The sequence below is a fragment of the Candidatus Leptofilum sp. genome (assembly GCF_965223525.1).
Classification (GTDB): Bacteria; Chloroflexota; Anaerolineae; order Promineifilales; family Promineifilaceae; genus Leptofilum.
The window spans coordinates 127,409-152,404 of the sequence record NZ_OZ245005.1; the positions used below are offsets into that span (position 1 = coordinate 127,409).

The 24,996-nt window shown below is 51.9% G+C and carries 19 protein-coding genes; 7 read left to right on the top strand and 12 right to left on the bottom strand.

Annotated features, from left to right (window positions below; genetic code table 11):
- The first annotated feature begins 446 nt into the window (after positions 1 to 446).
- A complete protein-coding gene (locus tag ACOQPM_RS17750; RefSeq protein WP_420631601.1) occupies positions 447 to 1,400 on the top strand; it encodes an AAA family ATPase in 954 nt (317 codons plus the stop codon).
- Between the two features lie 14 nt (positions 1,401 to 1,414).
- Positions 1,415 to 2,734 (top strand): DUF58 domain-containing protein, encoded by a 1,320-nt coding sequence (locus ACOQPM_RS17755; RefSeq protein WP_420631602.1) that lies wholly within the window; start codon positions 1,415 to 1,417, stop codon positions 2,732 to 2,734.
- A 26-nt stretch (positions 2,735 to 2,760) separates the two neighbouring features.
- On the opposite strand, the gene miaB is transcribed toward ACOQPM_RS17755, so the two are convergent.
- The 11 genes from miaB to ACOQPM_RS17810 all read right to left on the bottom strand — a co-directional run bounded on the left by miaB (position 2,761) and on the right by ACOQPM_RS17810 (position 16,049).
- A complete protein-coding gene (miaB, locus tag ACOQPM_RS17760; protein ID WP_420631603.1) occupies positions 2,761 to 4,143 on the bottom strand; it encodes a tRNA (N6-isopentenyl adenosine(37)-C2)-methylthiotransferase MiaB in 1,383 nt (460 codons plus the stop codon).
- Between the two features lie 58 nt (positions 4,144 to 4,201).
- Positions 4,202 to 4,996, bottom strand: coding sequence for a class I SAM-dependent methyltransferase (locus tag ACOQPM_RS17765; protein WP_420631604.1), 795 nt, complete (start codon positions 4,994 to 4,996; stop codon positions 4,202 to 4,204).
- A 9-nt stretch (positions 4,997 to 5,005) separates the two neighbouring features.
- Positions 5,006 to 7,609 (bottom strand): TolB family protein, encoded by a 2,604-nt coding sequence (locus tag ACOQPM_RS17770; protein ID WP_420631605.1) that lies wholly within the window; start codon positions 7,607 to 7,609, stop codon positions 5,006 to 5,008.
- Between the two features lie 171 nt (positions 7,610 to 7,780).
- Positions 7,781 to 8,767 carry a glycosyltransferase family 4 protein gene (locus ACOQPM_RS17775; protein ID WP_420631606.1) on the bottom strand — a complete coding sequence of 329 codons (987 nt, stop codon included), beginning with the start codon at positions 8,765 to 8,767 and terminating at the stop codon, positions 7,781 to 7,783.
- 37 nt (positions 8,768 to 8,804) lie between these two features.
- Positions 8,805 to 13,283 carry a peptidylprolyl isomerase gene (locus ACOQPM_RS17780; RefSeq protein ID WP_420631607.1) on the bottom strand — a complete coding sequence of 1,493 codons (4,479 nt, stop codon included), beginning with the start codon at positions 13,281 to 13,283 and terminating at the stop codon, positions 8,805 to 8,807.
- 181 nt (positions 13,284 to 13,464) lie between these two features.
- Positions 13,465 to 13,626, bottom strand: coding sequence for a hypothetical protein (locus tag ACOQPM_RS17785; protein WP_420631608.1), 162 nt, complete (start codon positions 13,624 to 13,626; stop codon positions 13,465 to 13,467).
- Entirely contained in the window at positions 13,611 to 14,006 is a 396-nt protein-coding gene (locus tag ACOQPM_RS17790; RefSeq protein ID WP_420627216.1) for an IS1 family transposase, read from the bottom strand. The genes ACOQPM_RS17785 and ACOQPM_RS17790 overlap by 16 nt, the downstream gene beginning before the upstream one ends.
- Positions 14,003 to 14,362, bottom strand: coding sequence for a helix-turn-helix domain-containing protein (locus ACOQPM_RS17795; RefSeq protein WP_420627217.1), 360 nt, complete (start codon positions 14,360 to 14,362; stop codon positions 14,003 to 14,005). Before ACOQPM_RS17795 ends, ACOQPM_RS17790 begins: the two co-directional genes overlap by 4 nt.
- Positions 14,363 to 14,369: 7 nt before the next feature.
- A complete protein-coding gene (locus tag ACOQPM_RS17800; protein WP_420631609.1) occupies positions 14,370 to 14,954 on the bottom strand; it encodes a hypothetical protein in 585 nt (194 codons plus the stop codon).
- A 16-nt stretch (positions 14,955 to 14,970) separates the two neighbouring features.
- Positions 14,971 to 15,294 (bottom strand): hypothetical protein, encoded by a 324-nt coding sequence (locus ACOQPM_RS17805; RefSeq protein ID WP_420631610.1) that lies wholly within the window; start codon positions 15,292 to 15,294, stop codon positions 14,971 to 14,973.
- Positions 15,295 to 15,422: 128 nt separating this feature from the next.
- Positions 15,423 to 16,049: a YdeI/OmpD-associated family protein gene (locus ACOQPM_RS17810; RefSeq protein WP_420631611.1), complete on the bottom strand. Its 627-nt coding sequence runs from the start codon at positions 16,047 to 16,049 to the stop codon at positions 15,423 to 15,425.
- Between the two features lie 331 nt (positions 16,050 to 16,380).
- Here ACOQPM_RS17810 and ACOQPM_RS17815 point away from each other — a divergent pair, with 331 nt between their 5' ends.
- The 5 genes from ACOQPM_RS17815 (at position 16,381) to ACOQPM_RS17835 (ending at position 22,278) form a co-directional block, all read left to right on the top strand.
- Entirely contained in the window at positions 16,381 to 18,828 is a 2,448-nt protein-coding gene (locus ACOQPM_RS17815) for a peptidoglycan DD-metalloendopeptidase family protein (RefSeq protein WP_420631612.1), read from the top strand.
- Between the two features lie 46 nt (positions 18,829 to 18,874).
- The gene (locus ACOQPM_RS17820; protein ID WP_420631613.1) at positions 18,875 to 19,135 is read left to right on the top strand and encodes a hypothetical protein; all 261 of its coding nucleotides are present in this window, start codon (positions 18,875 to 18,877) and stop codon (positions 19,133 to 19,135) included.
- Positions 19,136 to 19,152: 17 nt separating this feature from the next.
- Positions 19,153 to 20,016 (top strand): fumarylacetoacetate hydrolase family protein, encoded by an 864-nt coding sequence (locus ACOQPM_RS17825; protein WP_420631614.1) that lies wholly within the window; start codon positions 19,153 to 19,155, stop codon positions 20,014 to 20,016.
- Between the two features lie 150 nt (positions 20,017 to 20,166).
- Complete coding sequence (locus tag ACOQPM_RS17830) at positions 20,167 to 20,793, top strand: helix-turn-helix domain-containing protein (protein ID WP_420631615.1); 627 nt, start codon at positions 20,167 to 20,169, stop codon at positions 20,791 to 20,793.
- 117 nt (positions 20,794 to 20,910) lie between these two features.
- Positions 20,911 to 22,278 carry an MFS transporter gene (locus ACOQPM_RS17835; protein ID WP_420631616.1) on the top strand — a complete coding sequence of 456 codons (1,368 nt, stop codon included), beginning with the start codon at positions 20,911 to 20,913 and terminating at the stop codon, positions 22,276 to 22,278.
- Between the two features lie 50 nt (positions 22,279 to 22,328).
- Here the strand turns inward: ACOQPM_RS17835 and ACOQPM_RS17840 are convergent, their stop codons facing one another.
- A complete protein-coding gene (locus ACOQPM_RS17840) occupies positions 22,329 to 24,917 on the bottom strand; it encodes an ABC transporter permease (RefSeq protein ID WP_420631617.1) in 2,589 nt (862 codons plus the stop codon).
- Between the last annotated feature and the right edge of the window lie 79 nt (positions 24,918 to 24,996).

Consider the following 24,996-nt stretch of genomic DNA (forward strand, 5'->3'; position numbering starts at 1 on the left):
ATTTAAACCAATACGTTGGATAGGTTGTCAGCCCAAATTTGCAAGGTGAGCTGACGAAAAGAAACAATTTTTTGTGGATGAGGTTGCCCGGCTGTGGGCCGCAGAATGTGTATCACTTTCTTCCTAAAGAAAAATGATTGCAAATGCAGTTAGTTGACACATCAACTAATTCTAATACACAAAATTTATGCAGTCAATCTTACGGCCGTTCTTACAAAAACGCATATCTTTAGCAAAAATTTGGCAGATTGTGATGAACGGATGAGAACGGCCGTTTCGCATGCCGCAACTTGGCTAACAAGCAGTAAAATTGGAGAGGGGTATCAACCGTCAATCTGGGCAAAAACCCAACGACTCACCAATAAATGACCCTGTATTGCCACCAAAATTACCTTTTATGGTACAATCGCTGGCACAAACATTCACTCGAAAAGGAGCATCCAAAAATGGCAGATATTGAAGCAGTGGCCAATACCATTGTAGAAAATGTGGAGAAAGTTATTGTCGGCAAGCGGTCGGCCGTACAGCTTACCGTACTAGGACTGTTGTGCCAGGGGCATATCCTCATCGAGGACGTACCTGGCGTGGGCAAAACCGTGCTGGCAAAATCACTATCGAAATCAGTTGGCTGCAAATTTCAACGTATTCAGTTTACACCAGATATGCTCCCTAGTGATGTCACTGGCGTCTCTGTATTTAACCAAAAATCACGCGAATTTGAGTTCCGGCCTGGCCCAATTCACGCCCAAATTGTGCTGGTAGACGAGATTAACCGGGCTACGCCTAAAACGCAATCTGCTTTGCTGGAAGCGATGGAAGAAAAGCAGGTAACGGTAGATGGCACAACGTACCCGCTAGAAGCCCCATTTATGGTGCTGGCCACGCAAAACCCTATCGAATATGAAGGCACCTTCCCCCTGCCCGAAGCACAATTAGACCGGTTTTTGCTGCGGATTCAGCTTGGGTACCCAAGCAAAGAGCAAGAAATGGACATTCTGGATCGGCAGCAATTTAAGCATCCAATTGAGTCTATTGAGCAAGCTGTCTCGGTTAACGATCTGCTGGATGTGCAAACGGCTGTTAAAGAAGTGTACATTGATAATCTGGTAAAAGAGTACATCATCGAAATTGTCCAGCAAACGCGTGAACACCCGGATGTGTATCTTGGCTCCAGCTCACGGGGGGCATTGGCATTGTACAGGCTAAGCCAGGCGCGTGCCGCTATGTTTGGCCGCGACTATGTATTGCCCGATGATGTGAAGGCGCTAGCTGGCGCTGCCTTGAGTCACCGCATTATTGTTGGCCCTGCCGCCCGCATCAAGGATATTGAACCAGACGTCATCGTACAGGATATTTTAGACAGAGTGCCTGTGCCCGGTGGCCAAATGCAAGCATCTTAACAAAAGGCCAACTCATGTTTAAATTTAGGCAACAACGGCGAACGGCCGTCATTGTGCTGGCATTTGTGGCGCTTTTTAGCGGCCTGATTACCGGGCGAGAGATATTGTTCAACCTAGCTTATCTCCTGGGGCTGCTGCTAATCATCTCTTTTGCCTGGGCCTGGACCAACATCAACTATGTCCATCTGTCCAGAGTCACCCGCACCCGCCGCGCTCAGGTGGGACGGCCGTTAGAAGAACGATTCACCGTCCGCAACACTAGCCGCATCCCCAAATTGTGGCTCGAAGTGCGCGATTTTTCCTCATTGCCCAACCATTATTCCAGCCATGTCGTCAATGGCCTGGGACCGCGCCGCACCTACACCTGGCGCGTAACCACCATTTGCCGCCAACGGGGACGCTACCAGCTAGGCCCCATCCGCCTTAAAACCAGCGACCCGTTTGGCTTGTTCCCAATGCAGCGAGATTTGGTAGCAACAACAAACGTGGTCATCTATCCATTAACCTTTGAGATTCACCAATTTGCCCTGCCGCTTGGCATTCTGCCCGGTGGTGATGCGCTGCGCCGCCGCACGCATTACGTTACCACCAATGCCTCTGGCGTGCGCGATTATGCTCCTGGCGACAGCTTTAGCCGCATTCACTGGCGCAGCACCGCCCGCCGCAATCGGCTAATTGTCAAAGAGTTTGAGCTTGATCCGTTGGCAGACATCTGGATTGTGCCAGACATGGCTGTGTTTGGGCACGTTGCGCCACGCCCGGAAGATGAGGCAGAAGAACTTAGCTGGGGGCCTTGGGGGTTTATTCCTAATTGGCGACAGGGGGATGAGTTTACGCTGCCGGCGACCACCGAGGAGTACACGGTGACAGTTGCCGCTTCTTTGGCACAGTATTTCTTGCGGCATGACCGCGCTGTGGGCATGTTGGGCTATGGCCAAACCAATGAAATTGTGCAGCCAGACCGCGGCGAACGGCAGATGAATCGCATTTTGGAAACGCTGTCGGTGCTGCGTGCAGAAGGCGAAATTCCTATCTCAGATATGCTTCACGCAGAGTCGCATCTGTTTCCGCGAGGCACAACCGTCATTGTCATTACGCCCACAACGCATGAAAAGTGGCCTACGGCCGCTCGGCAACTGGCTCGTCGCGGGCTACGGGTGGTATCGGTTTTGATCAATCCAGCTTCATTTGGCGGGGTTCGCGGCTCAGATGGGGTGTTTTCAATGTTGCAAGCCAGCGGCATGGTAGCCTACATGGTGAATAGTGAGGATGATTTAACGACCGTTCTTAGCCAAAGCCAAAAGCAAATGGGTAGTTTTACCGTTGTGCAGTAGCCAAACCAAGAACTATTTGTGGTGCTTTATGGCTCCAAAACAGTAAGCGGAATTGTTTCTACGGGTGTTGGTTGAGGTTGATTGGCAGTAACTAGCGAACCTGAGAGGCTCCAGGGGCCAGCGTGTTCAATTTTTACCCGAACCAATTCCCCTTTCAAATCCCGGGGGTCGTCGAAGAAAACCAGCTTGTTTTGCGGGGAACGGCCGCGCCAGCTCCCTTTGTGCTTATTTTCAACCAACACTCCTACAGTTTCACCCAGCCAGCGTTGATTTCTTTCTTGCGAAATCTCTTTTTGCAACGCTTCGATGAGATGGAAACGACGCCGTTTTTCAACATCCGGCACGTCATCTGCCATGCGGCGGGCACTCACGGTGCCAGGACGCGGACTGTATCGTGCCAGATGCACCTTGTCTAGCTTTAAGTCTGCCAGCACGTCGTAGGTGTCCTGAAATTGCGCCTCGGTTTCACCTGGAAACCCCACAATGATGTCGCAATGAACGGCCGCATCCGGCACAATCTTATGAATTCGCTCTACTAGCCCACGGTATTCAGCCTGGGTGTAGCCACGCTTCATGTTGGCTAACACTTCATCGTTGCCAGCCTGAATAGGCACTTCAATTTGGGGCATCACTTTGGCCAGATCGGCCACCGCTTGGAGAATCTTGTCGGTCATGTAGTTGGGATGGCTGGTCAGGAACCGAATGCGCTGCAAGCCGTCAATATCATTGATTACGCGCAACAGATCAGCCAAGTCAGGCCCGTCAGGAATATCATACCCGTAACGGTCCACAATTTGGCCTAGCAGCACCACCTCTTTCACGCCCTGAGCCACTAGAGAGCGAACTTCAGCCGCAATTTCGCCGATAGGACGGCTGCGCTCAATGCCGCGCTTTTGGGGAATGATGCAAAAAGTGCAGGCATGGGAGCAACCGTAGACAATACTCACTGGCGCAGAAACGAGCTGGCCACGCTGGTCGGTAGGCAAAATCACCTCGCCATCCATCATGGCGTGGCGTTGCGTGGTTTCGGCTAGCTCCAGGTAAAGGTCATCATCTTGCCGCAACAGGGAGACGAGCGGTTTGCCATCGGTAGCGGGCTCCATGAAAACATCTACGAAGGGAAATGTTTTCGACAATTTTTCGTTGCCACGCACACCCACTACGCAACCCATCACGGCGATGGTTTTGTCTGGATTTTTTTCTTTTAACGGCCGTAAATTTTGCAGCTTGCCATACGCCTTATCTTCCGACTGCTGCCGCACCGTGCACGTTTCCAGCACAATCACATCGGCATCTTCGGCACGGCCGGTGGATGTGTAGCCGAGCTTCTCTAGCTCCGTAGCCACACGGCGAGCATCGGCGTAATTCATCTGACAGCCTGTAATCCAGAAATGATATTTTTTACTCATAGTTTTAGTTGCTGGTGGCTAGTTGCTAGTAAACCATACCAGCCACTAACCACTACTGCTAGCCACTTCTCCCAACAATTAGTAGTTCGGTTAACCGAAACGTGATTCTATCGTTGGAGATTTGGGGCGTCAAGAAGTCGGCAACGGCCGTTGGTGCCTGAATTAGCATCGCTTTTAATCGGGTAATGCCATCTGCCGACGCCTGCATCCGGGCTGCCCAGCCACCGAATTCCATTTCCTTACTCAGCAATTCCTGATGCACCACGCTCAACCCAGCTTGGCCAAAGCCATAAACCCATTCAGAAACGCTCCAACAACGGCCGTGGCTTGGGTCTCGCAGCTTCTCAAAAGCGTTGACGTAGTTACCAGCATCATTCAGCAATTGCGCCTTTTTACCGCGCAGATGCGTTCCCGGCACAATGTTGTCTACGACGGCCAACAAACCGCCGGGTTTAAGCACTCGTGCCGCTTCGTTGATGAACTGCTGAATATTTGGGAAATGGTGGGGCGCAATGCGGCAAGTCACGCACTCAAACGATGCGTCATCATAAGGCAACGCCTCTGCATCAGCCGGGGCAAAAGTGACGTTGGCGAGCCCTTTTTCTTGAGCCAGATTCGCCGCGACCACCAACATTTCTGGGGTGAGATCGGTGGCGGTAACGTGGGCAACATGAGGGGCAAAGGCAAAGGCGGTATGCCCTGCGGCGGAAGCCACGTCTAACAAATACCAATCTGGCTGGGGATGTGTAATTTCTACCAGGCGCTTTAGACTATATCCTTTGGCATGAACGTTGCTGGTGGCATAGGCAGCGGCATTGGCACCAAATTGCTGTCGAACTTTTTGTTTGCTCATTTTGAATTTCTATTGGTTTATCCAGGCAAGTGACGTGCAATTGCCATTTTCGTGGGGAATGGACTGTTGAAAATTGTAGGCAGGTGCTACGAGGCCTATAACGTTGGTGTCTCGTGTAAAGGCTAGCCAATTACCATCCATTGCCCAATCAAAGGTGAAGGAAGGCAGAAATGTGTCAATGTTAACCAGGATGGTTTGCAAGCTGCTATCTTCAAAGTCGTACAAAAATAGTCCGCCAAAGAAGTTGTTTTGCTGGCTCGACACTGTGGTTTCCGGCTGAATGGCACCGGTTGCTACCAGAAAACGGCCGTCTGGCGAAAAACCAAGCGTGTGGTCTCCTCTGGAAATATCGAGTGCAAACAAGCGTTCAATGTCTCCTGTTTGACGATCCACCAGGTACAGGTGGGCTTCAAATATTTGCTCCACAGCCATGACAACCAACAAGTCTGGGTTGGTGGGATGCGCCAATGCGTACCGCATCTGGAGCAAGTTGGTGGCGAGCTGCTTTGGCAAAACGTTTACTAAATCCTCGGTGGTGAGCAAGGGAACAGCCGTTGGATCAGCAATGGAGGCAATAACCAGCTCCTGCATGGGGGTTTGTGTCTCTCCCAAAACGGTGCGAATGTAGCCAAACTGCTCGTTGTTTACCCAAAACGGAGCAACCCCTTCACCTACCACAACGGCCGTTTCCAGCGCCTCAGCCACATACCTAAAAGAGATTTCAGAAGGCGTGTCTGGTGCTTCTGGGCTTAGTGTAATGATACGGCCGTCAACCACATATTGCGTCTCGGCAAACAGTGGATTTGTTGTCAGCAGCATTCCCTGGCCATCAGGCGACCAATATGGATTTCGGGTCAATTGTACGGTCTCACAGTTTCCATCCCGACAGCTTTCAATATCAATAAGCAGCGGCTCAGGGGAAAACTCCTCTTCAATGCTGCCAAAGTAAGTGAGCAAGAATTGGCCTTCTGGATCCATTTGCCCCAACGAAATCGTATAAACCTCGTCCGGATTGGCAACACTTATCCCGGCACCGTCTTTCCACCAAATGGTTTGCCAATCAGGTAACTCGGAGGTTGTGTCAATTTGCTGCAAAATGATGCCGTTATCATGCGGAGGGGGGTTAAAAAAATAAAGCCCAGTAAACGTGGTTTCTTCTACCCACTCATCTTTATCTAGCTGGTAACGATACAAAATAGATTCAGGAAAGTCGCCAAATTCACCATCCGTAACGCAAGCAATTTGCAGATCTTGGGCAGGGAGCGGGATAGGCTGTTGAGAAACGGCCGTTGCTTCCGCCTGCGTCATCGCATAAAACCACCAATCACGCGAAATTCGGTTCATTTCGCCAAACAGTTGCCCACCGGCCGCTTCTTGTAAGCCAACAAGCCAGGATTGGTACACGCGTGATTCATTCATCTCGCGCATTAAATCCATTGTCGAAAGTTGAGGCACATATTGGTTAAGCAAAAAATCAATAAATCCATATAACTGCCAACTGTCCTCGTTGTTGATCAGGGCAAAATCGGTGCTACTCCAATAGGGAAACAGCAGTTCTGTATGCACACCCACCAGCGCCAATTCCTGCTGGGTTTGCTGCGTCACTGGCCAATCGGCCACGCCCATTTCGCTTAGTTGAAAACGCATCAACGCCTGAAACATAGGGGCTTGTTGGCAGCATTCATACCCTACAGATTGGGCAATCAGGCCAGAAAATAGCTGCGCGGCATACGCATTTAGCACCGCCTGGTAGCCTGCCTCGTTAACGGGCAAGCCAATGAGGGAAGGTGTGGGCAGATTAAAGCGCAAATTACCATCGTATAAGTTGGCCGGGTCGGCCACTGTCAGTAAGCTCTCTGGATTAAAGTCTAAGCGCAGCCGGATGGGCGTGAAACAGTTCAAATCTAATCGTTCTGCACATGCTTTGGCCACCAAAGCATCCAAATCCTCTGTAAGCTGCATGGCAATCTCTTCATCCCGCGTCGGGAAGCTGACATTAACTACCTCACCTTCTTCTGTTTGCCACTCTCCCCAAAACTCCTCCAGCGGCGGCGCAAACAGCCAGCGAGTTTCGCCACGCCGGTAAACGGCCGTTTGCAGCAAAATAATCGTCTCCATCCCATCTTCAGTAAAGGCCCGGTATTCTTGACCATATTGCAGTTCAGCACTTTCTAATGCCGGATCAATCTCAAGCGACACAAACCGATCATCTGCCCGGGACAAAGGCGCATAAGCAGCTTGTGGGCTTGCTAATGCCAAGCCAAAGGTGGGATTTTGAGAAAACAAACCCGCCGCCAACAAATCAGTCTGTGCTTGGCTCCAGCCAAGGTCGCGGCCAGATAAAACCGCCTTACCCAAATCGCCATCCTGCGCGGCAGCAGCGCGGCCCAACAGATTGTGAGTGGCAAAAATGTCTGCCTCTACCGCTACAGTTGCCTCTTCCAGACGCTCATTCACCTGTTGGTAAATGATAAAACCGCCAACAGAAAGCAAGATGAGTATGAGGATGATTGTGCGCCAGGGACGGATAGGCGGAACGGCCGTTTCTGGCGTTTCCTGCCACTGTTGCTCATCCCAGTCACTCTCTTCTTCTGTTTGCCAATCAAAAGACATTGCTATCCCCTTGCAAATTGGAGCTTGGTAGTCAAAAATAGCCCAAACGAACACGAGATACCATACCACTCAAGTATGAAACCGACCTGACGGAATTGCCACGTTTATGCAACTGTATTAACCAATTCACAGGAAAAACTCAGATAAGCAGCCCCCTGCTCCTGACCACTATTAAACGGGCTTGTCCAACTGCCACATTGTTGCCCCCCCCAACAGCAACAATGTACCAAAAATGAGATACCCCTCCACCACTGTTGCCTCAGTTACAAAGACACCAATCATGCCGCTCGCCCCAGTGAGCAAATAAAGTAGCAACACTGCTTCACGCTGGCTAAACCCTCGCTGCACTAAGCGGTGGCTTAAATGATCTTTACCGGCCGTATTGGGGCTAACCCCACGCCGCAGCCTGGAAACCACGACCAGCGTTGTGTCAAAGATGGGCAATCCCAAAATAAAGATGGGTACCATCCAGGTGACAAAGCTGCTGTTGGCTGGGAACCGTAGCTGCAAGCCCAGCAACGCTAAAATGAAACCAAGAAATAGCGAGCCAGTATCTCCCATGAAGATTTGGGCTGGCTTAAAGTTGAACCGTAAAAAGCCAAGACAGGCACCGAAAACGGCCGCTGCCAAACCAGCCACCAAAAACTGATCATTTTGCAAACCCAGCAGCATAATAAACGCCGCCGCCACGCCACTGACGCCCGCACTCAAGCCATCCATGTTGTCTAAAAAGTTGATGGCGTTGCTGATGCCCGCCAGCCAGACAAAGGTAATTGTGTAATTAAGTAATTGAGGGATTGGCAATTTAACGTGGATATCAAATAAGGTCAGGATGAGAAAGCCCAAAAACTGCCCAGCCAGCTTGGCCCAGGCGGGCAAACCGTAGCGATCATCCAGCAACCCAACCAACGCAACTACGGTAAGTGAGAGCAAAACGCCCGCTACCGTGTTGGGAAACGCTGGCACGAAGGCAATGACCGCCAACACGGCACCACCAAAAATCGCCACGCCACCCAGCAAAGGCATGGGCGTGCTGTGCATCTTGCGTTTTGCCGGACTATCTACAAAGCCAGTGCGAAGCGCCAGGCGACGCACCCAGGGAATGCTAAGTGCCGTGACAGAAAGAGCCATGAGGAAGACGGCGATGACGGTTCTCATATGAAAACGGAGATTGGAGACTGGAAATTGGAGATTATCACTCGCTTCCCACCTCAACAATATCAATACGGAGAATTTGGTCGCCAGTGAAATCAGGGTTTTGCTCCGGGTCACGTAGGGTGAGGCTTTGTAGGGCTTCTTCACCGTCAATTAGCTCGCCAAAAATGGTGTGACGGCCGTTTAAAGCCGGTTGCTCTGCCAGCGTGATGAAAAATTGGCTGCCGTTTGTATTTGGCCCAGCGTTAGCCATTGCCAACAGACCAGGACGATCAAACAGAAGGCCATTGTCCACCTCATCCGTAAAGCGGTAGCCCGGCTCGCCACCGCCCGTGCCCAGTGGATCGCCCCCCTGGGCCACAAAATCGGCCAGCACGCGGTGGAAAGTGGTGCCATCGTAAAATCCCTGCTGTGCCAAAAAGACAAAGCTATTCACCGCGAGTGGTGCTTCCTCTGCGAAAAGCCGCAGGCGAATTTCGCCCTTTTCAGTCTGAATGATGGCCTCATACATTTTGGCTTGATCAATCACGAAGGCGGGGTATTCGCTGTAGAAGTTGTGGCGTTCAGCGAGGGGGATGGTGGCTAACGGCCGTTCCTCATCCCCAGACGACTCAGGCAAATCAGGCTGTGGCTGCAGCTGCTGCAGGAAAAGCTGCACCTCCCCCTGATACTCCGGGGGGCTCAACTGCAGCACTTCAAGCGCCACTGCCTCCGCCTGTGCCAAATCGCCCAGGTCACGGTACGCTTGCGCTTGCAAATATTTCACGTTCCAGGCCGGGATTTCTTGCTGGGCGGCATCCAGCAGCAACGCCTGGTCATAAGCGGCAATTGCCTCTGAATATTCATCAATTCGCTGGTAAAGTTGACCAGCCCGCACCCAGGCACGGGCCTTGTCTGGCTCCAGATCAAGTCCCTGGCGCAACGCCGTCACCGCTTCGGTATAATACGCATCGGCTTCGGCATCGTCTGCTTCGGCAGCACAGGCGGCTGCTGCATCTGCCCAGGCAAAAAATGTCTCCCCATAAAATGGGTCAATCGTGGCTGACTGTGCGTAAATAGTCAGACCATCGGCGCAATTTTGCCCCTGGCCCAGCACCAGCCGGGCGTACTCATTGCGGATCACCGAGTTTTGTGGACTCAGTTCCAGGGCACGTTTGTAAAATTGCTCTGCATCTGCCAAATTTTGGGCGCGCACGGCATCGTTGCCGCTACTGTTGGCCCAGAGCGTATTCAATCGCGCCAAATTCGCTGTGTGATCTGTATTGAGCGGGTTGATTTCCTGCGCGATGAAAAGTTGCTGCTCTGCCTCGGCCAAAAGCTGCTCTTGCCGCACCGAATCGGTTGTTACGTTTGACAGTTCTAAATAAGAGCGTCCCAGGAAGAGGTAGTAAAAATCTTCGTTTGGGGCGCGGTTAATCGCATCCTGGTAAATGGCGATAGCATATTCCCACGCATTGGGATCAGTTGTGGAGGCAGCTTCACTGTCGTAGAAACGGCCGCGTTTGTACACAATATCTGCCTGCACAATTTGCAAATTCGTGAACACGGTCATCACGCCCGCTACCACCGTTAACGCAGCCAAAACACCGTATCCTGGCGTTGTGCCATTATTCCGCAACCGCGGCTTCTTTCCCATGCTGACGGCAAAGGCTGCCACCACCATCAAAACAAAGACAAAGAGATAAAAGTAAGTCAAAAAACCTGCGGTATACGCTGCCTCGCCAATGAGGTAGTTTGGTAGCTGCTCCACAGTTTGCGGTGGCGGCTCAAAGGCACGGTAGAGCAAGGAGTAGCGAAACAAATTGGCCTGGAAGAGTGCGTACAGCAAGCCCAGCACAAATGAAACGGTGGCCACGATGCCAACGGGTGTTAGCAAATTGCGCCAGGCTGGGTCCCACAGGTAGTAGAGGAGGATGCCGCTGAATACGGCCGTACCCAACCCCACCACAAAACCACCGCCCACCATTACCGGCAGCGAGAAAAGCAAACCAGTAACGGCCACGCCAGCAGCAAACAAACGCGCATTTTTTGTAATATCCAGCAACAAGTTGCCGCCTGCCCACAGGCAAAGTGCCCCCCAAATCCAGAGCAATGTTTGGCCCAGCAGAGCCGTTGCACTAGCATCAGCCGCCAGCGGGAAAATAAGGCGAAACGGGAGCGAAATCCCACCCATTACCAAAAAGGCGATGGCGATGCTGTTGATCCGACTTTTGTTGATGTTGCGGGTAACGGCCGTTATCCGCAGCTCCCTATCCTTCACCATTTCACTGATGGCAATGAGCAGCCCCAGGCTCCAGGCCAGCACCAGCATCAGATAGACAAAGGGCGATTCCACAAAATCCCGCTTGATATTCATAAACAGGCTTTGGTTCAGTACATCCAGCGCGGTTAAATCGCCAGCACTTTCAATAACCAAATCAGGCGGTTGTGAAAACGTTACGAAAGAAAAGCCGATAATGCCAATGAGCAGCGTCAGCATAAAGCTATACAGCAGCACGGGGCCAGTCCAGTTAGCAAATACGGCCGGAGCCGCTCCTTTGCGCCGCGTCCGGCGGCGCTTGCCCTTGCCTTTGCTGGGTGCTGGGGCATCTGCCTCGGTGTCAATCGCGTCGCCCTGCTGGCGTGGCAACCAATAGGTGATGATAAACAGCAGCCCGACAAACAAGAAGAAGTGCAGGCGCGTCGCGGAGATGGCAATCCCAAAATGAATTTCGACAAAATGGGCCAAAATGGCAGCAACCAGAGCCACCACCAGCAGACGTTCGGCGGCAAACGGCCGTTCATTCTTCTCATCGCTGCTGGCAAAGAGGGCATAGTAAACCAGGTACAGCACCAGCCCCAAAATGGAGCCAAATGGGAGCGCTACGCCAATGTAAACCACGCCACGCACCAAAGCAAAAATAACGGCCGTAATCACCCCCGCACCAATCCATAACCCAATGAGCAAATTCCGCTCAAAGGTACTCTGCAGCACGCCCAGCCAGCGGAAGCTGTACAGGAAAACGCTGAGATACAATGCCTGCCATACCAGAAAGCCCAGCACGCCGGTAATCACCAAAGCGTCAAACGTCTCATTGTGCGAGCGATCCGGCGAGGCGTTGCGCGCTTCTAGCGTTGCCAGTTCTGGTGGATAAAAGCTGTTGTAGGCCACGTACATAGATTCTGGTCCATAGCCGACGAACGGCCGTAAAAAATTAAATGTATCGCTGCTGCCATCAGGAAACGTGATGGGTTCATGGGGCTGGATCAGATCCAAAACGCCCTCCCAAATGAGGATACGCACCCGGCCCGTGCCTGTGTCGTCCTCCAGCACCTCACCCAAACGGCCGATTCGGGGCAGATCGCGCCATTCGTTTAGCGTTTCAAAGACGTTGCCTACCACAGGTGCTTCGGCCAATTCTGCACTGGTCAGATTAAACATTACCAGCCAAACTGCCAACAATGCCGACATCACAATCCAACTAAACCAAAGCCAACGCCAGCCGCGCTGCGCCGCTACCAAGACAAATATGCCCACGATGACCAGCCCGACGGCAAAAACAAAGGCCACAAAGCTAGACATCACCCCAGCCAAGCTGGCTAAATAGCCCGCTCCGGTGAGTCCGCGCAAAATGAGCAAGATGATGGTGTAAGAAACGGCTGTTCCCACCAAAACAAACGCCGCGCCAGTGCCAGCTTCTTTTAGGCGGAACCGCCCCTGGTCTTCGGCCGCGTTACGCAGTCCCACCAGCACCACCAAAATGAAGGCAAACAGTCCCACGCCCAGTCCCAGCCACGGGCCACGGCTGCCAGACCAGTAAATGGCAATAAGTTGGATCGCCACCGCAAAAATGTAGGCCGACGAGCGCATCACATCCGCGCCAGACAGTTCTTCATCGCTCAAAATGGAGCTAAACGAGGCGATGATCCGCGCCACGGTCAGCGGTACGGCCATGATGAGGTAAGCTGCAATGAAGATGGCATTGCCCATGTGCCCGGCCACGCGAGCGGTCACATCCCCTGCCCAGGGTAGCGGATCTAAATCAAAATGTTGCAGCAGGCCGTAAAAAGCTACGGGGATGGATGTGATGATAACGGCCGTTACCAACCGCCGCACCTGCGCCCGTGTCCGCATCGTGGCAATTGTCGTGCCAAAAATAACGATGTACGAAAGCGTCGTGTACGTTCCCTGCAACCGCTGGTACGACCCCGCCCAGCTCACCGCAGGCGTCACCGAGAAAATGGAAGAAATAATGTAAACCAGCACCAGCAAAGTGATAATCAGCAAAAACGGCATCCGCCAAAGCGAATTTTCGGTACGCCAGCGTAGGCGAGACGCCTGCTCCCACTGCCGCAGCTCGACAAATTTCACCAACCAGGCAGCCCCCATTACGAGCGCAATGGAGCGCATAAGCGTTAATTTATCCGGTTCAAAAACACGATCAGAATGAATGTTGAAGAAGAGCGGGACGGCAATGACCACAAACAGCCAGCCAACCTCAATAAGACCATCGCACCAGCGAGAGAGTTTTGTTTCCATAAGGCCGCAATGTTAACTGAAAAAAGGTGAATGGTAAACGGCCGTTTTACAGTAATCTTGTAGGGGCGAGGCGGTGGCGAATAATCTATCCCCTCGCAAATAATCCGGTCTCGCCACCGCCTCGCCCTGGTTCACGCAATTCAGGGCGAGGCAATCGGAGAGAAGGACATTTGCAGACTTGTTATGGAAAGAAATCTCCAGGTTCTCTTGGATACCAACCACCTATATCATTACTATCAAACCCGTATTGATAGGGTATTAATAATTCTTTTTCAATTGCTTTTTCTACCAAGTCAGGATTAGCAAGTATAAAAACAACGGGAGTGGCTAATTCTGTAGGCATACGAACTCAATCACATGTTTCTTGTCAAACGGCCGCATCCGATTGTGCAACTGACGTCGGTTCCAGGCATGAGCAAACGCTTTCACATGACGATTTAACCAAACCAAGCTGCGTGAGAAGCAACGGCTCTTTCTGACTAGTCGAGTGAGATAGTGTCGCAGTTCCGCATTGCCTCCTTCAACTGAGTACGTTTCGCTCTTATCTCTTAGCGATAAATGGTAGCCGCGACGATAAATCAAACTGTCGTACAGAGGGAACTTGTCACTGTAATACTGCTCGGCAGGCGCCTCATCAATCATTTTTTGTGCCACTGCCTGCGTGCGTTGCAAAACGGGCTCAATCCCTAGAAAACAGCGGGTTTGCCGGTCTACAACGGTCATGATGTAGATTTCGTTTTTTTCTCACCGATAAAGGTGAAGAGCTCATCCTGTTCAGCTACTTCCACTGGTTCATTAGGGCCGGGCAAGGTTGATGGCAACTTATCAGCGTATGCTTTAAGCCAATTAGCGACCGACTGTGGCGCAACACCTAGATGTCGTGCTGCCTGACGTTGGCTATTGCCATCCAAGACCAAGCGAATGGCTTGTTGGCGGATGGCAATTGGATGGCCATTTGGCTGAGGCTGGGGTACATATTTACGATTGCAGGCTTTGCATTTGAATACTTGGCTACCAGCCACAGTTTTGCCATTTCTAACTTGAGAATCTGTTCGGTGACAGTGCGGACATTGGTTCATGTGCCTTTTATACCATGCCTTTGTGTTTAGTCACTCCCAAAACAACTTCCTGAGTGAAATTCCCCGTATAATGAGTAATTTCAACAAAACGCAAATTAGTACCTGAATCTGCCATAAGCTGATCTAACAAATTAAAAAACTCGAAACTAACCCAATCACTATCGTGTAGGAATGTGATCTCATACTCCCGTCCATTATTCTCAAATGTCAAAACAAAATCACCATAGGCGTCTGAATTGCTAACATAACGTTCTTTTATATTGGTAGGCTGAAATAAATTGTAAGAATTTTTAGCAAATTCCTCTAAAAGCTGCCGATAAGGTTCATCAAGGGAATCAATATTTTCCAAATCCATGTAAATCACAACAGGCGGTGAAAGGGCACGATACCCATTGGAAACGCTCCAACGAATGCTATCCTCCGTTGCCTCAATTAGAGCAGGGGTAAATCCTTCAAACCATCCCATATTTTTTAATTCTGATCTTAGTTCTTCTTCAATCACTGAATTACCTCCACCACAAGCGGCAATTAGCAAAAATAATGGCAGCAACAATATCAATCGACCCATTTTCTGCAACATGAGAGTTTTCATTTTCAATTTTCCATAGCTATTTTGGTTCAAGCGACATCACATAATCGTAGCTTTCGTTCAGGTATTCTGCTAATTTGTCCAAATCTTTAAACATGTGCTCTGGGATTAGCACATACCCACGCATGACGGCTCCGTAAGACTTGAAGAGGGTCGTGTCAAATTCCTCGATGTACTTTTGCTGAACCTCTTTGCCATAGCGAAAGCCCAATTCACCATCCTTGTTAAGTATCGAAAACATATGCCCATTGGCCGAGGTGTAAGGTACCGTTTTCCCTTTTCGCACAAATCTTGGGCATTTATCCACCAACTTATCGTAGCGTTCTAATTTTTGTTCCCACATGCTATTTTGCCTCCTTACAATTATTTCACGGGCTGTGGCCGGTCTCCTGACCGCGCCACCCACCCGGCACGCCTCCCAGTCCCGTAGGGCTGCTCTGGAGACCGGCCGGATCAATAAAATTATCGAGCTTAATATCGGTCGTGTAACCCGATGCCCTCAAAGATTTGGGGCATACATTTTTCTATCCGCGAGGTGCGGGTTTTGGACTGCTTTGCCTTAGAAAAATGGAGCAGGTAGCCTCTTTGCCGTCCCGGCGTCAACGCCTCAAACGCTTCTCTGAAGGCTGGGTCTTCATCAAAAATGGTCTGCAACTCATCTGGCATGTTAAATTCTGAGGTCTTTTTGTATTCAACTTCCAAGCCTGTTTTTTCCACTTCAATCGCTTCCTGGACGTATGCTTTTATCACAGACTCCAATTCTACAACTTGCTGCACCGTGGTAAAGCGAAGCTGGCGCTCCGCCTGCATGTTTGGCGTGGACTGAATCAAAACGCCGTGTGGGTCTTTTAGCAAAACACCTTTGAAAAAACCAAGCACCACATACTTCTTCAGGGCACTCATAAGCAGGATATTTTTGCCATCAAACGTGTAGCAAGGCACACTCCACTTCACTTCTTCGGTCAAGTCAGTTTCCAGCAGGATGGCGCGTAATTTGACCAACACATCTGGCCAGTTGTGGACTTTGCACTCTGGCGTGCCGCCCAAGGGGCAACGGCCGCATCCAACTGCCAAATAGTTATCAACTCCGGGGTTCATGTTCTTTAGCTCCAACTGTCATTCCCGCCTGCGCGGGAATCCATATTCTTGTCATTCCCATTTTCACGTTGAATTGTGACCCTTGAAGTGTCCTTGATGAACGCTTTTATTTCAAATCAAATCTGTCCTCCCCTCAACGCGCAGGCGGGAATCCATTGCCACATGCGAGATAGACCCCCGCGCAGGCGGGGGTGACAAGCATAATAGACAAATTTAGGTAAAAGCCCACCCTGTTCACCCCTTCATCTCTAGACCAACTTATGACAAACTAGTACAATAAATGGTAATTCGCCGCACCTGCTGAGAAATCCGTCCAGAAAAGGAGTTTCCGATGAGCGATTTCAAATTTGAAGCGTGGCCCACCGAATTCCGCCAAATCAACCAATATTTTGGACAAAACCCACAAAATTACGCCCAATTTGGGCTGCCTGGCCATGAAGGTCTCGATTTAATGGCGCCTACTGGCAGCAGAATTTTTGCCGTTGCTCCCGGCACCGTGCGTGTGGTCAACACGTCGCCAACCGGGCACAATTACGGCATCCACGTCCGCGTAGACCACAAAGACGGCTGGCAAACCATCTACGCCCACATGCAGCGCGCCAACGTGCGCGTGGGGCAGCCCGTCAAGGCGGGCGACCAGCTAGGTTTGGCCGATAACACTGGCAACAGCTTCGGCTCCCACCTGCACCTGACGCTTAAGCGGCAAAACAGCAGCTACACAGACAACAGCGGCACCAAATGGCCGTACAACATCTATGATCCGACACCATTTTTGCTACCGCTCCTCGGCTGGCAGCGTCCGGCTGGCCCCTACACCGATGGGTATGCCTACACCAACGGCATCATCGTAGTGGGTGATTTGGCGCAGGTAAACAGCGGCGGCATCAATTTGCGGAAAAACCCCAGTATTGTGGGGCAATTAATTGATTTGGTTCCTGGCGGCACTATTATTATCGTGACCGGGCCGGCCAAAGGGCAGTACACACCCGTACAAGTGGCCAATGTCTCTTTGAGCAATCCGCCCGTGCCGCCTGCGCCCACGCCAGGGCCACCTCCACCCGCCACGGAACATCAGGTGGACGGCTGGGCGTTTACCAATTATATCACCCGCAGTGGCAACCAGGCGGTTGTGGGGCAATATGGCATCAATTTGCGAGCCGCGCCGCAGCGCACGGCCACCAATATTGGCCTGGTAAAAGGTGGCAGCACAGTCACCGTCACTGGCTCGTCGCAGGGGGAGTACACGCCCGTGCGCGCCCGCCGCATTGATTTTTCTGGCCCGATAAATATTCCCGATGATGTAACCCAACCAACCCCACCGCCCGCTCCGCAACCCACGCCTGACCCCCAGCCGTCTCCTCCGCCAGCAGACGCAATTTTGGGCTGGGCGTACACAAATAATTTGACGATTAACGGCCGTACCGTCACATCCGGTCGCTTCGGCACCAATTTACGCGCTGCCCCGGTACGCGGTGGCAGTAAATTGGGACTGTTTGTGGAGGGGGCAACTGGCACATTGGCAGGCCAAAACAGTGGCGAATACACCCCTGTTTACGTCTCGCGCAGCAGCTTGCGTAATATTCCCGCCACGCTGCCGCCCGTCACCCAGCCCACCCCGCTGCCAGGCGATACGCCAGCTCCGCCGCCTACGCCCCAACCCACAGCGGATACCACGCCCGGCTGGGCATTTACAGCTGCAATTACGGTTTCAGGGAATACGGCCGTTGCCGGACAGTACGGCATCAACCTACGCAACGCCCCCCGGCGGGATGCCAAAAAAGTGGGCTTTGTCCCCGGCAATGCCAGCATGATCGTCACCGGCGCGGCGCAGGGCGAGTACACGCCCGTGCGCGTGGACGACAACATTTTGCAGGATAAAGTGACTGGCCCCGTGGTTGTCATAGACACGATTTCACCGCCGGATAATGTGCAAAACCCAGAGCCTCCTATTCTGGGCAGCGCCAGCATTGGCCTACATGCTTCGGCCGATCCGGGCATCTCTCAAGCAGAGATTGATGAGTTTGCCGATATGCGTCCAGGGATGATCAAAGTGCTCTCTTTTCATGAGCCAACGGCCGTTCAAAAGCTATCCCAGGCCCATCCTCGTGCTCGCTGGGTGGTGCGTGCTTTCCTCGATTTCCGCTCGCAAGGTGGGGTACGCACCATCAGCCCCGGCCAATTCCTCAACGACACCATTAACGACGTGAAGCGCACGCTCAACATGATTGGCTCCGGCAAGGATGTGGTCATTGAGCTGCACAACGAACCAAATCTGGTGCCAGAAGGGCTAACCGGCGCGTGGAGCGATGGTGCATCCTTTGCCCAGTGGTGGCTGGAGGTGCTGCGCCTGTACAAACAAGCGTTGCCGGGCAGCAAATTTATCTATCCAGGATTATCGCCGGGAGCGGCCGTTTCTGGCATTAAGCAAGACCATATCCAATTTGTAGAAGCCAGTCGCGCCGCCGTAGAAGCCGCCGACGGTCTAGGGATTCACACCTACTGGTCCAACGTCTACCCCATGTCCCGCGCTCTCGATGTTCTGGACGACTACATCAGCCGCTTCCGCTACAAGCCCATCTGGATTACAGAAGCGAGCAACAACAAGGCTGGCACGCCCGTCTACCGCAAAGCGCAGCAATATCTAGACTTCTGGCGTGAAATACAAAAACGGCCGACCGTACAGGGTGTTACCTACTTCGTCGCCTCCGCTAGCGACCCCAACTTTAAGGAAGAGGTTTGGGTTGGCCGCGATATCGGCAAGCGCGTTGGGCGTCGTTAGCGCAAGATTGGTTCAATCTTTGAAATTGAACCAATCTCAGGAGAACATGATGGAAATTGTCATCGTTGTTACGGCTGTCGCCCTCATCATCATTTTTGTGGGATATTTGCAGCGAAGCAAGCCCAAAATTAGCTGCCCACAATGCAACAATACGCAGGTGCGCCAATTGGAGCAACAGCTAAAAAAGCTACAACAAGATGAAATAATTGGTCTGGGCATGAAGTTGGATGTTCAGCTGATCATGGAAACCAAATACCGTTGCCAAAATTGCGAACATACCTGGACAATTACTGCCCCAGAAAGCTAGCTTTGTAGGAGATTGCCTTGAAATTTGCCCGCTATGAAGTGAACGGCCGTTCCCCCAAAATCGGCCTCGTTGTAGACAATGAACTGATTGACCTCTCTGGCGTGGCACCTTCCATGCAGGCTGTCATCAATCTCAGTAACGAAGGGATGGCGATGATTGCCCAACATGCCAACCGAAGCAGCCGCCTTCCGTTATCCGAAGTAAAACTGCTTGCACCGCTGCTGCCCCGGCGCAATGTGATGTGCCTGGGGAAAAATTACGCCGACCACGCCCATGAAATGCAGAAAGCCAATGACGAGCCAGTAGAATTACCCAAATATCCGGTTGTGTTTACAAAGGCGACAACGGCCGTTTCCGGCCCCACTGATCCCGTCCCTTTCAATCCACAACTCTCTGAAAAAATGGATTACGAAGTGGAGCTAGCACTCATTATCGGCAAGCAAGGCAAAAACATTCCTGCTGAACAGGCAATGGAGTATGTTTTTGGCTACATGGTGCTTAACGACGTCACCGCCCGCGATTTGCAGCGGCAGGGGAAGCAATTTTTCAAAGGCAAAAGTTTAGACGGCTGCTGCCCTACGGGGCCGTGGATTGTCACCCGCGACGAGCTGCCCATCCCCCACGATTTGGAAATCCGCTGCTTGGTTAATGGCGAGGAAAAGCAGGCTAGCAACACCCGCAATATGATTTTCGACATTCCCATCACCATCGCCTACCTCTCTAATGGCATGACGCTGCTACCTGGCGACATCATCGCCACCGGCACCCCCGACGGCGTTGGCGCAGCTCGCACCCCACCCCAGTTTTTGCGCCCCGGCGACGTGCTGACTTCGATTGTGGAAGGTGTGGGCGAGTTGAGGAATGTGGTAACGGCCGTTTAATTCCTGTCCACCTGCAAAACATAACCCGTACACTAATCGTCCAAAAAAATTGGGGTTGACGGCTACGGCCGTTTCATGGTAGATTATTTCCCATCATTAAAAATAATTTAAATGATAAAATTTCACCCATCATACGAGGAAAAGTTCCCAATGGAACAATTTCAACCGAAAGATATTTTAATCATCGAAGAATTAGAGATGCTCAAAGTTATCTCTGACCCCCTCCGCACTCAAATCCTTGAAATCCTGATCTTTCAACCCGCTACTGTCAAACAGCTCGCTGATAAATTGGGTTTGGCCCCCAGCAAACTGTATTACCACGTCAATATGTTAGAAAAAGCTGGCTTTATCACCGTGGTCGAAACCCGCATGGTGGCCAATATGCAAGAAAAATATTACCGGGCAGTAGCAAACTCCTTCCAATTAGACGAATCTCTACTCACCTTTCACACAGATACTGGGCGTGACACCATCAATACCATGCTCAACAGCATCATGGATGCCACCAAAGATGATATTTTACGCAGCCTGCAAGCCCGCCTTTTTGCCCTAGATCAAGGCGCACCGGAACAACCGCGACGCTTTATGCTAACTCGGCACAACGCCGTTATCTCCGAAAGCCGGGCTAATGAATTTATGGCTCGCCTGGATGAACTACTTAAAGAATTTTCCTCTGAGAAAGAAACAGCAAAAACGGCCGAATCCCAACAAAACTATGCCTTCACCGTCGCCTTCTATCCCTCAATCTACTATCCAGACGAAAACCATGAGAGTTAACTAAAGGCGCAATCATTCGGCCCCAGAGGTGACAGTCACTTCAAAATGGCTTGGATGTTGCCATCACCTCTGGAAAAAAGTGACTGTCACCTGAACACTTTACCTAAAGGCAAAAACATGACCGTAAAACATACACCTCAATCCATGCGAACATTTTTCATAATCTGGGCAGGCCAGATCATCTCAATTATTGGTTCTGGACTTACAGGCTTTGGACTAGCCGTCTGGATTTTTGAACAGACTGGCGCAGCCACACCTTTCGCCCTTACTGTCATGTTTGCCAACATTCCCCAAATCCTCCTTTCACCTTTTGCTGGTGCCCTGGTGGATCGCTGGAACCGCCGCCAGGTAATGATTGCCGCCGACACCGGCAGCGCCCTCATCACTCTGGGCGCTTTGCTGCTGTTGACGATGGGACAGCTTGCCGTTTGGCATATTTATCTCATCGCCGCGCTGCATTCAGCCCTGGCCGCCTTCCAAGAACCAGCTTATTCCGCTTCCATAACAATGCTGGTTCCAAAAAAGGATTTAACTCGCGCCAACGGCCTCATGCAAATGGGCCAAGCAGTGCAAATGCTCTTAGCGCCGCTGCTGGCCGGCATTCTGTTTGTAGCAATTGGGCTCAACGGCATCATTCTAATTGACTTTGTTACTTTTTTGTTCGCTGTAGGAACCTTGCTGTTGGTTCACATTCCGCAACCCAAAAAGAGCGAGCAAGATGAGGCCGAAAAAGCTAAACAATCCTTATGGCAAGAAGCATCGTTTGGCTGGCGCTATTTACGGGATAAAGGTGGTTTGCTAGGACTGCTGTTTTTCTTTGCGCTGGTAAACTTCTTCTTGAACTTTTCGGCCGTTTTGCTGGGCCCAATGATTTTGTCATTTGGGACGGCCGCGGGTTTGGGTACGGTACAGATGGTTGGCGGCTTGGGCATGTTGATTGGCAGCATTGCCATGAGTGCCTGGGGTGGCCCCGAACGACGAATTACGGCCGTTATCGGCTTCATCATGTTGGCTGCACTCGGTCTCTTTATTGCTGGGCTGCAATCTACTGTATGGATCGTCGCCGTGGGCATGTTTGTGCTGATGTTTAGCGTGCCGTTTGGCTCCGGCATCAGCCAAGCCATTTTCCAGAGCAAGGTAGAGCCAGAAGTACAAGGGCGCGTCTTTTCCATTCGCAGCATGATCTCCCGCTCAATGATGCCACTGGCCTTTTTGCTGGCCGGGCCACTGGCAGATCAAGTTTTCGAGCCGCTTTTGCGAGAAGGAGGCACCCTGGCCGAAGGAGTTATCGGTCAGATCGTTGGCATCGGGCCGGGGCGTGGGATTGGTCTGCTCTTTCTCATTTCGGCCGTTGTGCTGTGGATTGCCAGCGTCGCTGCTTTCACCAACCCGCGCATTCGCAACATTGAAACCGAGCTGCCAGATGTGGTGATTGAGGAAGAGGATGTCTCCGACGAATCTGTTCTCGGTTTGGAAACAGCATAGTCATCATAACCTGGGCATTAATCTTAATAGCCTGGGGCTAAAATCCCAGGCTATTCGTTTTTGATAGCCGAAATGATATTCACTTGGCTGGCTCGCACCGCCGGATACCACGCTGCCAGCATCGCCACCAAATACGCCAAGAAAAAACTGTAAATCATTGGCACCACTGGCACCTGCGACTCAATCACAAAACCCCCAATCGAGCGCAAGCCAATGATGAACACGTCAGACAGCACCGCGCCAAAGCTCACGCCAAACACCGCCCCGATGAAGCCCATTGTCGTCGCCTCCGCCAAAATCATGCGGCGCACCTGCCGGCGGCTCATCCCCAGGCTGCGTAAGCCGCCCAGCTCCCGGGTGCGCTCCAGCACATTCATCAGCATCGTGTTGATAACGCCCAGTGCCGCCACGACCAGACCAATCAGCCCCAGCACATCAAACAAGCTAAATGCTTCAGAAGTTATCTCTCTAATTTTCGCCTCAAAAGATGCTTTGCCCTCAACCGATAAATTTTGCCCTCGTCCTAGCTGGTTTTCGATGACATCAGCCACCGGTTCAAGTTCGGCACCGTCGGCCAGGGTAACGGCGAAGCTGCTCACGTCGTTTACGCCAAAATAGCGGCGCATATCCCCCATCGAACCCGTCACCGAGGGTGTTTCGCCTGCACCAAAATCCATCACGATGGCGATAATCTCAAAGTCGCGCCGCCCGCGCCGCGTTTCTAGTGTGACCACTTCCCCAACTGCCAAACCAAATTTATTGGCGACATCTGCCCCAACATACAGCGCGTCCCCTTGCTGTAGCCGAGTCATTATTTCTGGCAAAGTTGGCCCTTCCTGAATGCGTAAATCGCGCACGGTTTCGTACGTTTCCGGGTCAATGCCTACAAAAAGGGCAAACTCATCGTCCCCGTCACTGGTTAAAAGTCGAGAAGCCACAATGCGTGATGCGGTAACGGCCGTTACCTCCGGCAAAGCCAATAGTCGTGCTTCTAAATCTGGCTGCATTGGCAGTGGCGAACGTACAAACAGGTCGCCGCCCAGGGCACTGTTTAGCCACTGCTCAATGTCCTGCTCAAAGCTGCTGGTCAGGCCATTAATTCCCACCACCATGCTGATTCCAACCATCAGCGCCGCCACCGTCAAGGCAGTGCGCCCCCGTGCGCGGTTGATGTTACTGCTGCCTAACCGTCCCTCGTTGCCGAAGATTAAGTTTGTGAACGGCCGTATCACCCGCTCTAATCCATTTGCCAATACAGGAATACAGAGGGTTGCCCCCAGCAACAGCACAAAAATCATGCCGCTGCCAATGTAAAATGCCACCGACTGCCGGAACGGCACATAGTAAAGAATTAAAATCGCTGCCGCAACCGTTAGCGGGCCAAACTTTAACCCTAGCATCAGCCAGCGACGTTCGTCCACGTTTCCCTGCACCCGCAGTGCCTGCAAAGGAGAAATGCGTGCTGCCTGCAAGGCTGGAATCGTCGCTGCCACCAGCGTCACAATCACCCCAACCAATATGGAAAGCAGCATACTTTGCGGCGTTGCCGTTACCTCATTCACCGTCTGCCCGGCAAAGTTACCCATCGTGATCACCAAGCCACGCGCCAGCAGCAAGCCAAATCCCACCCCAAGCACCGAGCCTGCAATGCCCAGCAGCAATGCCTCTGTCAGCACAATTTTGATGATTTGCCGCTGCGTGGTACCCACCGCCCGCAGCATTCCAATTTCGCGGGTGCGCTCAACCACCGTCATGGCAAAGGCGTTGTAAATGAGGAAGGAACCGACAAACAAACTCACTACGCTAAAAAAGTTTAGCCCCTGCTGGTAGCTGGCCAAACTGTCGGTGACCAGTTCGCCCCGTGAGGCTGGCCGCTTCACCTCAAATTCTGGCCCCAGCCGCGTCGCCAAAGCCTCCCGGAAGGCGTCCAGTTCGGCCGTGCTGCTGCTAATTTCGTCTTCAACAATCAGTTCGATCTGGTCAATGTCGCTGGCGGCCCCAAACAGTTCTTGCACAACGGGAACGGCCGTAATCCCCAACACGCCCTCATTGCTAATACCAATCTCCTCTTTGGCAATCAACCCCACCACGCGCAGTTCCACGACGCCACTGGTCGGCGTGAGGATGGCAAAATCCTCCCCAACTTCAATACCTTTATCCTCCGCGTAATCTTCAATGAGCACCATGTTGTAGGCGGTTTCGTTAGAATTTAGTAGACGGCCGTCTACCAAACTGTACGTATGAATCCCCTCATCAGCAGCCAAATCTCGCCCCATCAGCCAAAAATTGGTACCTGGCACGATGTTGCCACCTGCTCCATATTGCTCCTCCCAGCCATCCGCCTCATCCGCGGGGATAGTGATCCCCACAATGCCCGGTGCCGCCGCCACCACACCCGGATACCGTCGTACAGTCGCTAGCACAGATTCGTCAAATCGTTCCCCAGCAGCGGCCGTTTGCACCACCAAATCACTTTGGCCCGCCGCCTCATCAAAAAAACGGTTAATCGAGTTAATGGTGCTGTTATTTGTCGCATTCACAGCCACTATGGCTGCTACACCTACCACAATACCTGCGGCCGTTAACACCGTCCGCACCCAGCGCGCCCGCAAATTGCGAAGCACCATCAACCAGGGCAAGCTTAGTTGAAATCCAAACAAATGAAACATAATCGTACAGGGAGATTGGAGACTGGAAATTAGAGACCAAACCAGTCTC

What these genes read in the sequence shown, in the direction of transcription:
- ACOQPM_RS17750 (WP_420631601.1), top strand. Translation starts at nt 447, where the DNA reads ATGGCAGATATTGAAGCAGTGGCCAATACCATTGTAGAAAATGTGGAG.
- ACOQPM_RS17755 (WP_420631602.1), top strand. Translation starts at nt 1,415, where the DNA reads ATGTTTAAATTTAGGCAACAACGGCGAACGGCCGTCATTGTGCTGGCA.
- miaB (WP_420631603.1), bottom strand. Translation starts at nt 4,143, where the DNA reads ATGAGTAAAAAATATCATTTCTGGATTACAGGCTGTCAGATGAATTAC.
- ACOQPM_RS17765 (WP_420631604.1), bottom strand. Translation starts at nt 4,996, where the DNA reads ATGAGCAAACAAAAAGTTCGACAGCAATTTGGTGCCAATGCCGCTGCC.
- ACOQPM_RS17770 (WP_420631605.1), bottom strand. Translation starts at nt 7,609, where the DNA reads ATGTCTTTTGATTGGCAAACAGAAGAAGAGAGTGACTGGGATGAGCAA.
- ACOQPM_RS17775 (WP_420631606.1), bottom strand. Translation starts at nt 8,767, where the DNA reads ATGAGAACCGTCATCGCCGTCTTCCTCATGGCTCTTTCTGTCACGGCA.
- ACOQPM_RS17780 (WP_420631607.1), bottom strand. Translation starts at nt 13,283, where the DNA reads ATGGAAACAAAACTCTCTCGCTGGTGCGATGGTCTTATTGAGGTTGGC.
- ACOQPM_RS17785 (WP_420631608.1), bottom strand. Translation starts at nt 13,626, where the DNA reads ATGCCTACAGAATTAGCCACTCCCGTTGTTTTTATACTTGCTAATCCT.
- ACOQPM_RS17790 (WP_420627216.1), bottom strand. Translation starts at nt 14,006, where the DNA reads ATGACCGTTGTAGACCGGCAAACCCGCTGTTTTCTAGGGATTGAGCCC.
- ACOQPM_RS17795 (WP_420627217.1), bottom strand. Translation starts at nt 14,362, where the DNA reads ATGAACCAATGTCCGCACTGTCACCGAACAGATTCTCAAGTTAGAAAT.
- ACOQPM_RS17800 (WP_420631609.1), bottom strand. Translation starts at nt 14,954, where the DNA reads ATGAAAACTCTCATGTTGCAGAAAATGGGTCGATTGATATTGTTGCTG.
- ACOQPM_RS17805 (WP_420631610.1), bottom strand. Translation starts at nt 15,294, where the DNA reads ATGTGGGAACAAAAATTAGAACGCTACGATAAGTTGGTGGATAAATGC.
- ACOQPM_RS17810 (WP_420631611.1), bottom strand. Translation starts at nt 16,049, where the DNA reads ATGAACCCCGGAGTTGATAACTATTTGGCAGTTGGATGCGGCCGTTGC.
- ACOQPM_RS17815 (WP_420631612.1), top strand. Translation starts at nt 16,381, where the DNA reads ATGAGCGATTTCAAATTTGAAGCGTGGCCCACCGAATTCCGCCAAATC.
- ACOQPM_RS17820 (WP_420631613.1), top strand. Translation starts at nt 18,875, where the DNA reads ATGATGGAAATTGTCATCGTTGTTACGGCTGTCGCCCTCATCATCATT.
- ACOQPM_RS17830 (WP_420631615.1), top strand. Translation starts at nt 20,167, where the DNA reads ATGGAACAATTTCAACCGAAAGATATTTTAATCATCGAAGAATTAGAG.
- ACOQPM_RS17835 (WP_420631616.1), top strand. Translation starts at nt 20,911, where the DNA reads ATGACCGTAAAACATACACCTCAATCCATGCGAACATTTTTCATAATC.